The organism is Thermotoga profunda AZM34c06, assembly GCF_000828675.1.
Taxonomy (GTDB): domain Bacteria; phylum Thermotogota; class Thermotogae; order Thermotogales; family DSM-5069; genus Pseudothermotoga_B; species Pseudothermotoga_B profunda.
Genome location: NZ_AP014510.1, coordinates 110,292 through 122,459, shown reverse-complemented (window position 1 = coordinate 122,459; position 12,168 = coordinate 110,292). Strand labels below are relative to the sequence as shown.

11 protein-coding genes are annotated in these 12,168 nt (G+C 39.3%); all 11 read right to left on the bottom strand.

All coding sequences use genetic code 11. The features are described from left to right. Positions 1–3: 3 nt before the first annotated feature. Positions 4–477 (bottom strand): tripartite tricarboxylate transporter TctB family protein, encoded by a 474-nt coding sequence (locus TSP02S_RS00570; protein ID WP_041081117.1) that lies wholly within the window; start codon positions 475–477, stop codon positions 4–6. A gap of 69 nt (positions 478–546) precedes the next feature. After that, positions 547–1,506 (bottom strand): tripartite tricarboxylate transporter substrate binding protein, encoded by a 960-nt coding sequence (locus TSP02S_RS00565; protein WP_041081116.1) that lies wholly within the window; start codon positions 1,504–1,506, stop codon positions 547–549. Positions 1,507–1,534: 28 nt separating this feature from the next. Further along, positions 1,535–3,046, bottom strand: a complete 1,512-nt coding sequence (locus tag TSP02S_RS00560) for a tripartite tricarboxylate transporter permease (protein ID WP_041083975.1) — start codon at positions 3,044–3,046, stop codon at positions 1,535–1,537. 19 nt (positions 3,047–3,065) lie between these two features. Further along, positions 3,066–4,307, bottom strand: coding sequence for a nickel-dependent lactate racemase family protein (locus TSP02S_RS00555; protein ID WP_041081115.1), 1,242 nt, complete (start codon positions 4,305–4,307; stop codon positions 3,066–3,068). A 7-nt stretch (positions 4,308–4,314) separates the two neighbouring features. Next, entirely contained in the window at positions 4,315–5,280 is a 966-nt protein-coding gene (locus TSP02S_RS00550; protein ID WP_041081114.1) for a phosphoglycerate dehydrogenase, read from the bottom strand. Between the two features lie 27 nt (positions 5,281–5,307). Further along, positions 5,308–6,498 carry a DUF362 domain-containing protein gene (locus tag TSP02S_RS00545; RefSeq protein WP_041081113.1) on the bottom strand — a complete coding sequence of 397 codons (1,191 nt, stop codon included), beginning with the start codon at positions 6,496–6,498 and terminating at the stop codon, positions 5,308–5,310. 2 nt (positions 6,499–6,500) lie between these two features. Further along, positions 6,501–7,457 (bottom strand): ABC transporter permease, encoded by a 957-nt coding sequence (locus TSP02S_RS00540; protein WP_041081112.1) that lies wholly within the window; start codon positions 7,455–7,457, stop codon positions 6,501–6,503. Positions 7,458–7,477: 20 nt separating this feature from the next. Then, on the bottom strand, positions 7,478–8,440 hold the full coding sequence (locus TSP02S_RS00535) for an ABC transporter permease (protein WP_052465237.1): 963 nt from the start codon (positions 8,438–8,440) through the stop codon (positions 7,478–7,480). Beyond that, entirely contained in the window at positions 8,430–9,989 is a 1,560-nt protein-coding gene (locus tag TSP02S_RS00530; protein WP_052465236.1) for a sugar ABC transporter ATP-binding protein, read from the bottom strand. The genes TSP02S_RS00535 and TSP02S_RS00530 overlap by 11 nt, the downstream gene beginning before the upstream one ends. 56 nt (positions 9,990–10,045) lie before the next feature. Further along, positions 10,046–11,089, bottom strand: coding sequence for an ABC transporter substrate-binding protein (locus TSP02S_RS00525; RefSeq protein WP_052465235.1), 1,044 nt, complete (start codon positions 11,087–11,089; stop codon positions 10,046–10,048). 19 nt (positions 11,090–11,108) lie between these two features. Next, positions 11,109–12,143 (bottom strand): ABC transporter substrate-binding protein, encoded by a 1,035-nt coding sequence (locus tag TSP02S_RS00520; RefSeq protein ID WP_052465234.1) that lies wholly within the window; start codon positions 12,141–12,143, stop codon positions 11,109–11,111. Positions 12,144–12,168 lie beyond the last annotated feature (25 nt).

Sequence of the window (12,168 nt, the reverse complement as noted above, 5' to 3'; positions counted from 1 at the left end):
TTTCTATAATATACCCACGGGCAACATCAATCCAAGTATCTTGGTGAATAAAAACCAAATCAAGAGGGTCACCAAAATAGAGTATCCAGTTCCAATGAAAAGGTCTTTGTACTGAAATCGATCCTTTAGTAAAAGATAATTTGCCAAAGCCAGAGCTATCGTTGGAATTGTAAAACCAAACCATCTGAGTACAACAATATAGATAACGAAAACAACTATAAACAACATCACTCTGGTCAAGGCAAATTTGCTTGCTACTCTTTCTTGCTTTTTTCTTTCTTTTGCAAATTGATATATATTGAGAATTAGCCATATTGAAGATAAAATCATAAGGCCAATCGAAAGTATTTTTGGGAAAAAATCTCCACCAAGTGCCGAGCCAAATTTCAGTAAACGAATTTTAAAGGATTCTGAGAATATCAGTATACCCAAAATTAAGAAAGAAATAGCAGCTACAATATTTTTCTTTGAAGTCATGCTTTGCCGACACTCCTTTCTATCCAAAAGACAGTGGCGTGTCATTGAAAACACGCCACTGGTAATTTATCATTTCTTATTCATCATTTCGTTTAGGTTCTTGTATCTAACATCCATAGCCTTCCAGAAATCTTCGAGATCTTTGCCTGTTTTGAAATACGGTACTGCCGCTGCGATCTCAGCAGCTTTCTTCTGAAATTCTGGATCTTCAACTATCTTCGCCATAATTTTGTTGAATTCTTCTACAATCCAAGATGGTGTTTTTGGCGGGAAGAAGAAAGTATTGGTCAACTGGAATATGACATCGGGATATCCCAATTCTTTCGCTGTTGGAACATCAGGCATGAGGGGATTTCTTTCTTCGTCGTGAACTGCCAGAGGCTTAATTTGGCCAGATTTTAGGAATGACCATCCACCAGCAGCGGAAACCATTGTTAAATCAATGTGACCACCAAGTAGAGCTGTTGCTCTCTGAGTATCTCCACCCTCAAATGGTACTGTACGCCATGCCTTCGGTGCTACGGACTCAAATCCTGCATAGACCCAATACGCAACACCACCAGTTCCAAGACCATACACATATTTTCCAGGATTTGCCTTCGCATCTTCAATGGCTTCTTTTACATTTTTCCATGGCATATCAGGTCTTGCAACAGAAACAGTAGAAATTTTCAGTACCACACATGCTGGTGTGAAATGATACCAGTTTAGGTCACAAACTCCAAGATAATAATTTCCCAACATCGCTTCGTGATACCATAAAACAGTATATCCATCGGCACGAGCACTATTTACCTGCCTTGCTGCTATAGCGCCTTCCGCTCCGACTACGTTCGTCACAACCATGTCCTGACCAGTATTCTTTTTCCAATACTCTGCAATCAGCCTGGCTGTCAAATCACTGGCTCCACCTGCTGCATAGGCAACTATAACGTTAACAGGTTTGGTTGGGTATTTCTCCGTTTCAGCAAAGGCTCCCACTGTAAACAAGACAAACAGAATAACAAAAACCAGCAACTTCTTGATCATGAAAACACCTCCTCTAATTTAGGGTTTTTCAACCCTGCTTTTTTGCAACAACGGAGTTTATATAAAGTCCAAACACAAACAAGCAAATTGCCGCAATAACTAAAACCAGTGAGATTGGTCTTGCGACAAGAGGCATCAGACTTCCTCCAGAAAGAGCTAAGCCTTGCCTGAGATTTTTTTCAATTATTGGTCCTAAAACAAAAGCCGTTATAACTGGAACAAGAGGAAAGTTGACTTTCCTTAAAAGATATCCAACTATTCCAAAAACAAGCATGACCCAAATATCAAACATTCGGTTATACAAGCCAAAAGCCCCTACTACCATACATATTGTTATGATGGGTAATAGATAATAAGACTTAATACTCAGAACATTAATGAAAAACTTCATCAACAAAATGCCAAGAAGAACCATCGCCAAATTACCTATCAATTGGGCAGCAAATATTGTGTAAGCATATTGTGGACCGTCCCTAAACAACAATGGTCCCGGGAAAAGACCATGAATCATGAAGCCACCTATCATAACAGCCGTTACGGAATCCCCAGGTATACCAAGGGCAAGCAGTGGAACCAAGGCACCCGGAATAGTTGCATTATTCGCCGTTTCCGAAGCAATTATTCCATCAGGAATACCCGTTCCAAATTTTTCTGGATGTTTGGAACTCGATTTTGCCATGCCATAAGCAATAACACATGAGGTTGCCCCACCAACTGCCGGAAAAACTCCTATGGCAAAACCAATTATCAGTGATCTTATGAAATTGATCGGTTGTTTAATTATTATTCTCAACGCTTCAGCTACTGCGCGAAACCCCATACTGGATTTTCTTGCCTCGATTGGAACAACATTCTGCGTTCTTTTTTCGATAGAAAGAAGTACTTCAGAGATACCAAACATGCCTATTAGTAAAGGAAGTATATCTATGCCCGCTACCAGATCGGGAATGCCAAAAGTCAATCTACCAACACCCGTCAACATGTCTGAACCAATCGTTGCAAGCAAGAGCCCAAAAACTATACCTATAGCATTCTTTAGGATTCCACCTTCCATCATGCCCATACAACCACCAAAGGCAAGTAACCCTAAAGCAAAATACTCAAATGGTCCGAACTTCAGTGCAATCTGAGCAAGTGCATAAGTGGCTATGATCATCAAAAATGCAGCTATGGTACCACCTAAGAAGGATGACATCAAACTCAAAGACATGGCCAAAGATGCCTTACCTTTCTGAGTCATTGGATAAGCTTCAAAGCATGTTGCAATAGAAGATGGTGTACCTGGCATATTGAGCAAACCAGCAGATATAAAACCCCCGGATATACCACCAATATAGATACTTGACAAGAAGATTAATCCACTGGCGGCATTCATTCCAAAAGTAATTGGTAGAGCAAGTGCAACACCCATCGTTGCTGTCAGGCCAGGTATTGCGCCAAAAATCATACCCCAAAGTACACCTATGAAAAGAATGAGTATATTTCCGGGTTGTAAAACCACTGACATTCCAGTCGAGAAGGTTTGTAATAAAGCCTCCATTAAAACACCACCTTCTTTTCTACTCAATTATTGGCAACAATTCTCCTCCACACTTGCAAATAACAAAATCCTGTGGTCCAACAAGAACTTCGGCCATTTTTATTGCTTCATCTAAATTCTTGGCTGGAACAAATCCCAATTTTTTACCGATATCTGAACTTATACCCGGGGATACCAGAATACCTATACCTTTATCTTTTATTACTCTTCCAACATGTACAAGATGCGCTGCTACTATTAAATTTTTCAGTTCGCCTGTTTCAATAAGAAATTTGACATCCTGATATCCTCTATAGCCATACCGTATCATGAGATTTCCAAATTCTGCGCCTACACCTTCTGTGCATGGCGATACAAGTATCAAAACACCATCTTTTTCCAAGACAAGATCTGCCGAATATATCCCCTTGGATGCCTGCCACATTTCGATATCAGCAGGATAAGAATCAGTGATAACTATTTTTGAACTTTTAGCAATTACTCCATAAACTTTTTTTGCGAATTCAGCTGCTTCTTTGAAGGTCGATAATGGGTCACCTGCAAAAACTCTTATGGGTCTACCATTTCGATCAGGAAGGACATTTATTATGAACCTCAATCCAGCCGCGGCGGCAACGGCTTCTATTTCTTCTCGAACGGGATTCTCTACCTTTCCAAGAATCTCTCGCCCTTCAAATTGGGCGCTAAGCCAATGAGTCTGACCTGTGGTTTCTTCACCGGAAATACCCGGTTGAACTATCTTTCCACCACCACTGAATCCAGCAACTCTATGGGGTACAACCATTCCTATACCAATGACAAAATCATGTTCCAAAACGAGTTTGTTGACAACTATCTTAGTCCCTTTAGGTGTTGTCCCAAGTTCAACAACATCTTCTTTGTAGTTATGAAATATTATTTTTATCCTTTTTACGATTGACTCACCACATTTTCTTATCTGTTCTGACAAAGTCATACTCCTGTGTGTTCCAGTGGCCACAAGAATAGTAATTGATGAGTCATCTATTCCACAATAATTGGCAGTATCAATCACCGCCGGTAAAATCCACGACACTGGTGTCTGTCTTGTTATGTCATCAATCAAAAGCAACAGTTTTTTCACACCACGTAATTTATCAACGAGCTTTTCCTGCAGTAATTTTCTTAATTGCAAATCAAATTCATTCAACTCAATTCCAGAAATATGTTGTGGCTCCAAAATAGCTTTGACTCTGTCATCAGGTACTGTAGCTTGAGCAAAGTCATAATACTCTATCTTCATTATTGAATCAACCTCTCTTTTGCAGTTTAGATAGAACTTCTTTGTTGACTATGTGTGCAGGTATGCGTCCTTCAAAAAAATCAACAATAGATTTGGCAGCCATCATGTTCATGCGGTAAACTGCTTCAATTGTATGCGCGCCCATGTGAGGAGTCATCACAACATTTCCGCAAGTAAACAATTCTGAACTTGGATTGAGAGGTTCCTCATTGAAGACATCAAGTGCCGCTCCATTTATCCATCTTTCTTTCAATGCTTTTATCAAACTCTTTTCTTCTATTACTCCTCCTCTTGCGGTGTTTATCAGAAAAGCTGTTTTCTTCATGATTTTTAGCTCGTTTTCTCCTACTAGATTTCTTGTCTTTTCATTTAAGGGTACATGTATTGAGACAAAATCAGAAATTTTGAAAATTTCATCAAAATTGACATATGTTACACCAGTTCTTTCTATATCTTCTTTGCTTACATACGGGTCATATGAAGCAACTTTCATTCCGAGACACAACGCTCTTTTTGCAACTTCTCTAGCTATGGCTCCAAATCCAAGTAGTCCGAGCACCTTATCATGAACTTCCATACCAATTACATTTGGCCATAGATTTTCTTTAACGTTTATATGTGCAAAAACTATATTTCTTGCTAATGAAAAAATGAATCCTATGACTAACTCTGCTACAGACTCAGTATTTGCACCTTGTGCTATAGTTACTGGTATTCCTAATCTTGTAGCTGCTGCAAGATCAATGTTATCGACCCCTACCCCGTGTTTTGATATGATTTTGACATGAGAATTAACAAGCATATTCTCTGTAACCTTTGGAGTACCAATAATTAGAGCATCAACATCACTTATGACACTCGATAAATCTTCTTTGTCAAAAACTATGACTTCAAAACCATGTTTCCTCAAGAAATCAACAGGTTCTTGAGAGTATTTACCAAACGTCCTTGCTGCAACCAAAACCTTTGGCATGACACAGCCTCCTCATCAGCCCGATTTTTATTTTTTCATTGCTATTGAAATTGCCCTTTCAAGTGCAGATGGAATTTTCTCGCCGGGACAACAACCTGGAGCACATATAACTCGAGGATCATTTTTGTACTTCTCAGGAGTGCAATCCCCCAATACGACATAAGGATTCTGAATAAATTCATCAAATCTTTCATCTGTGGCGTTGTATCCAACCATCACACTTATCCTGATTCCGGCTTTTTCCAGTTTGTCCATGGTTCCATCAAGTATCCAGCCTTCCAATGTACCCTTTAACCAGGTTAAACACCCATAACAAGCACCACCTAAAATAATCCTGAAAGGTTTGTATCTGTTTACGATACCCCTAACAGGTTTTTTAAAGTTCGAGTTAATTTTGAATACATTAGTCTCTGATGCTTCAAGTAAGCACAGGGGATTAATATCACCAATTCCCATGTTAAAGGCATTCATAGCAAATTCAATTTCTTGTGGTTGAAAGCCAAACATCTTTCCAATAATTACATCTACAGCAACTGGGTCACTACTGGTCACTATATAGTCAAGCAGAACAGGTTTAACATTCAGTGGTCCCTCTCCTTCTCCTATAACCCCAGCATCTACCAAAACCAGAGATTCTGGAAACAATTTATGCATAACCGCAACTACATGGCTCAGTCTACTTTGATGAACTGATAATCTAAATTCGCGTGGCAGAAAACCAACATAATTTTTTACAGCACACGTTATAGCATCTATATAATGAACCTTGGCTTTAGGTACATTCCAAATGCGATCTACTTTCGTCAACAATTCTGGTACAGGTATCTGTTTTAGAAAAAAATCTTCTGGCGCATTCATTTTGATCACATTTTCTTGATCCAGATCTACAAAGTGCACTTTTTCGCCTTTGAATTTTCTAAGGGCTTGTTCAAGCTGTATCTTTTTAATGACATCTCCTGTAGAAAAACATGTTGCGGAAGATTCGGCTATATAAACTCGTTTTGCTCCATTCTGAACTGCCATTTCAGCCAAAATTTTCACAAGTTCCACATCTGTCGTTGCTCCTTGCTTACTTCCTATAGGACCAACAAAATTGGGTTTAATGAGCACTGTGTCTCCTGGGGTTAGAAAATTTTTGATTCCTCCCATTTTTTGAAAACATTTATTTGCAGTATCCTCCAATGAATTGGAAATCTTTTCTATAACAACAGTAGACATAATTAAACTCCCCCTTCTTTTTCACGAAAGGTCAACATAGCTATCATGGTGAATATCACAATACCCTCGACAATGTACTTTCCACCTGCAGAAACATTGAAAGCTGTCAACAATGCTAGAATATATCTCATTAGCAAACCACCGGTAACTGCTCCCAAAACACTCCCAACTCCACCAGAGAGACTCACTCCTCCCAGAACTGCTGCCGCTATAGAAGCCATGGTATAGTCATCACCCAAAACTAAGCTTGGTATACCAACATAACCCAAAATCAAAATTCCCGCCAAAGATGCAAACATACCTGATAAAACATAGGCAGTTACTCCAGCAAATTTGCAACTTATCCCCATTGCATGAGCTGCTTTTCTGTTAGATCCAAGGAATTTTAACGACCATCCCAATCTGGTCCGTTGCGCCAAGAGAGCGCTTATCAAAACTGCTATACCCCATATGAGAATAGAAACTGGAATGATTCCCCATCTTGCTGTTCCTATATATCTGAGTATTGGTGAAGCGCCACCACGCGGAAAACCCCTGCACCACAAGTACATCAATCCTTGAACTCCTATAGAAGACGCGAGTGTCATAACCAATGGAGGAAGATTCAGCAATTCTACACCTATTCCATTGACAAATCCAAATGCACTTCCAACTATTAAAGAGACCATGACAGCATATATTGTTCGCTCATTTGTTCCCATCATCAATGAAGCAGCAAAAACATCAGTAAATATAAGAATTGATCCAACAGAAAGGTCAATACCTCCTGTGAAAACAACAAAGATCTGACCTAATGCAGCAACTATGAGTGGTGCTGCTTGTTGGATAACCGTGAAAATATGTCGAGGATCGAAATAATTTGGCTGAATTATACCAGAGAAAATTATGAACAACACGAGTATTATTAATGAAAAAGCAAACCTATTCGAAAAAATCCTGCTGATTGGAGAATTCTTCATCTTTTTCCACATCCTCCCACTTAATTGTTGTTAATGGATCTACCACCAAGACGTTCTAATTTAGTTGCAAACGTAATAGCAGAAACTATCATTATAGATTTCAAAACATATTGCCAGTATGGTGTAACACCAAACATATTCAATATATTCGATATGCTGCCTATGATAAAAGTGCCAATAACAGCACAGATTACACCGCCTCTACCACCAGAAAGGCTGATTCCACCTATCGCCGCTGCTCCTATTGAATCCAATACATAGGGTTGACCTACCAATGGATCTCCACATGAAATGCGTGCGGTCATGAGCAAACCACTGGATGCAGCCATGATACTGCTCAAAACGTAGGCGAGTATCAAAGTTTTTCGAACTGGAATTCCTGACAAGGATGCTGCCAACTTATTGCCACCAATAGCATATAGATTCAACCCAAATCTTGTCTTGTATAGGAAGATCGATAATATCGATGCCGAAATAACAAAGAACCACACAAAGATGGGTAGCCCCAAAAAATAGTTACGCATTATGAACTTGACAAATGAATATGGAATAATACCTCCTGGAGCTGGTAATAAATATAACGTCAAGCCTTGAGCAATTATCATAGTAGCCAAAGTTGTCACAAAACTGTTCATCCCAAAAATCGATATCGCAAGACCGTTAATCAAACCTATAACAATACACAATCCATAAACCATGAATATAGAAGGTATAATACCGGAATTTTTCATTGTGTTCGCTGCCACGGCGGTCGCTAAACTCAAAACAGATCCAACAGATAGATCTATGCCTCCTGTTATGATCACAAACATTTGGCCGAGAGTTACTAATCCAAGTGGAGTTATCTGAACTATCAAATTCGTTATATTTCTTGATGTGCGAAATGTGTCAGAAAAAATCAATGCCACACCAAATAACACGACAAAGGCAACAAAAGCTATGAACCAGTTTTCTCGCTTGCTTCGTTTTTTGTCAAGATGCATATCCAATACCTCCTTGAGAAGAATTCTGTGATGTCTCTGTAGAAATACCTGCCGCAAGTGACATGATCTTTTCTTCAGAAAAATCCTTCCAACTACATTCACCTGTTATTTTATGGTCATGAAACGTAATTATTCGATCACATAGTCCAAGCATTTCCATCATGTCGCTACTGGAAACAATTACTCCTATGCCAGTGGATGCTAATTTGCGGAGTATTGAATATATCTCTACTTTCGTTCCGACGTCAACCCCGCGCGTTGGTTCATCAAGTAACAAAATGGAAGGTAGAAAATCCGTACCAAACCATTTTCCAAGAACTACCTTTTGCTGATTTCCTCCGCTAAGATTTATTGCCTTCTGTGTTGGGCTACTTGCCTTTACAGAAAACAACTGTATAACTTTGCGGTATGCAGCTTGAAGCTTACTTTCCGACACAACTTTATCATTTGTTGCCATCAACGCTGCCATACCGATGTTTTCATATACAGAGAGATTCACAGCCAAACCCTCTATTTTTCTGTCAGATGGGACATATATAATGCCGTTTTTTACTGCATCGGCAGGATTTCTAATTTTCATTTGCTTGCCATTGATAATGATCTTTCCAGATTCGATTATTCCTAATCCAGCCAAAGACCTCATGAATTCACGTTGGCCTTGCCCTTCAAGCCCATACAGGCCCAGAATTTCCCCCTTATACAGTACAAGACTAACAGAATCTCTTAGATCCTTTATCGATAATTCATCTATCCTCAAGATTTCCTCCTTGACGTCCTCATTGAAATGTTCCGGAAACATCTTTTTCATTTCTCTACCAACCATAAGACTTGCTAATTTCTCCTGATCCAAGGTTGAGGTCTCGTAGGTACCAACCACTTCACCGTCTTTCAATACTGTAACTACATCACAAATCTCCAAAATTTCAGGAAGTCTGTGAGATACGAATATTACCGTTGCTCCACTATTCCTAAGTCTTTTTATTATCTCAAACAATCTTTCTACTTCGTCAGGAACCAAAGAAGCTGTTGGTTCATCAAGTATGAGTAACTTTGCATCATGAGCAAGGGCTCTCATAATTTCAACAAGTTGCTGTTCACCAACACTTAAATCAACAACAAGAGTATTGGCGGGTCGATTGAGATCAAGCATCTTAGCTAACTTAGTAGCTTCTGAAGCCATTCTATTTCGAGATATGAAAAATTTTCCGGCTTGCGAATCCTCTATGAAGATATTTTCTGCAATCGACAGGAAGGGCACTAAACTGAATTCCTGATGGACTGTTCGGATACCATTGAGAATAGCTTCTCGAGGCGAGGTAAAAAGGATTTCTTTTCCATCAAATATTATCCTACCTGTGTCTGGTTTATATACACCAGACAAGATCTTTATCAATGTTGACTTTCCTGCACCGTTTTCACCTACTAAACCATGCACAGTACCTTTATGACATTGTAGTGAAACATTATTCAAAGCTCTTACTCCAGGAAATTTCTTAGTCACACCGTCCACGCTCAAAATCATATCTTGCATTATCTTTTCACCTCTCACCTAATAGCAGGCGCTCCTATATGAGCGCCTGCAAAACAAATATAAAATGCAACTACTCATTGACCTTTAAGAAGTTCCTTAACCTGTTTTTCAAGCAACAGTGAATTTGCCCAGTAAGTATCTGGAAGATCTGGTTTTACGTATTTGTCAAGGTTTTCATCTGTTATGAGTGGAGTAGGATATATCATCACTTTTGGAACTGGAATACCCATGAGTAAATCTATCAAGGTTTGAAGTCCAACACGAGTTATCCAGGTTGGTTTACTTGGGGCGATACTTGAGAATCCCTTGCTTCTCAACTGTTGCCATTTCTTGAGAAATCCATTTTCATCTTCTCCCGTAACCGGGATAAGCTTGCGACCACTTTCAAGAAGAACATCAACAGCTGCTCTGGACATCGCACCACCACAGGACCAAACTCCGGCAAGATCTGGATGTGCTGCAAGAATATTTTGCATGGCAACTTTACCTGTATCATAAGACCAGCCTGCAAACTCCTGAGCTACGATTTTTATATTGGGATACTTGTCAAAAACAGATTTGGCACCAGCCCATCTATCATCATCAACACCGTGACCTGCTACTCCTCTCAAAGCAGCAACTTTACCTTTTCCATTCAAAGCCTTAACCAACCACTCTGCTCCTGCTTTACCAAATTCGAAGTCATCGGTACTTCTGTAAGCAGCAATTTTGTCTGTGTTTATTTTGTCGTTGATTATCACAACAGGAATACCCATTTCATAAGCCCTTTCGATTATTGGGACAAGAGCAGTTGGTGATACCGGATCAACAACAAGACCGTGAACGCCTTTTGCTAAAAGATCTTCAATATCTGCTATTTGCTTTGCTATTTGATTGTCGGCATTCGTCACATATATTTGTTTAATAATTGGACCAAAAGCCTTCTGCATTTCCTCAAACTCAGCCATGAACTGAGTCCTCCATGATATTCCCATAAAGCTATTACTGAAACCAATCACATATGGTCCTTCTCTTCTGTATTGATTGACAGCAGTCCATTCATCAGAAACGAATGTTCCAAAGATAGAGCAAGAAATCATAAGAAGTATTAATAAACTAATACCCATTTTCTTTAACATACCAATCACCTCCAAACTATCATTGACCCTTGAAGATTTCTTTTATAACTTCATCAGGCAACAATGAACCAAGCCAATAAGAATCTGGTAGATCTTGTCTGACAATCTTGTCGATATCTTTTTCATTAAATACTGGGGTTGGGTAGATTATTTTCTTTGGGACGGGAAATCCAATCAATGCCTGGACAGCATATTCTAAAGCTGCTGCACTGAGCCAAGTGGGTTTGTAAGGAGCTATGCTTGAGAATCCTTTATTGCGGACCTGAATCCACCTTTTAACAAAACCATTCAGTGCTTCTCCTGTCATAGGAATCAATGGTAAACCTGCTTCTAAGAAAGCATCGATGGCTCCGAGTGTCATCTCACCGCCACTTGACCATATTCCATCAATCTTCCCACTATGAGCAGCGATGATATTTTGCGTGGCGATTTTCCCTTTATCATATGACCAGGCGCCATATTCATGAGCTATGATTTTTATGTTTGGATACTTCTGAAACACCGACATAGCTCCATTGAATCTCTCTATTGCTACACCCATACCTGGCAGGCCATCAAGGATTGCAACATTTCCTTTTCCACCGAGTTTTTGTACCAGCCACTCAGCACCTACTTTTCCGAATTCAAAATCGTCTGTGCTTATATAACAAGTGTATTTATCGGTTTCTATTGGATCATTGACTATGATTACTGGTATTCCTTTTTTATAAACTTCCTCTATGATTGGAGCTAATGCGGTAGGAGATTGAGGATCAACAATCAGTGCATCAACACCTCTTGCAACCAGATCCTCAATGTCTGCTATCTGTTTTGCTATGTTGCTATCAGCATTGAGAATAATTACATCCTTTATAAGATTACCTAATCTTTTCGCCTGCTGTTTGAATTCCTCAATATATTCCGTTCTCCAGGAGATTCCTGCGTTGTTAATACTCCAACCGATCACATAAGGAGGTTTCTTTGCATATTGAGCAACATTCGTCCATCCATCAGCAAGGATAATTGTACTTAAAACCAACAACATCAAACATATCAATGTAAACCTCTTTCTCATTTGAATTTTCCTCCCCTCTTTGTCA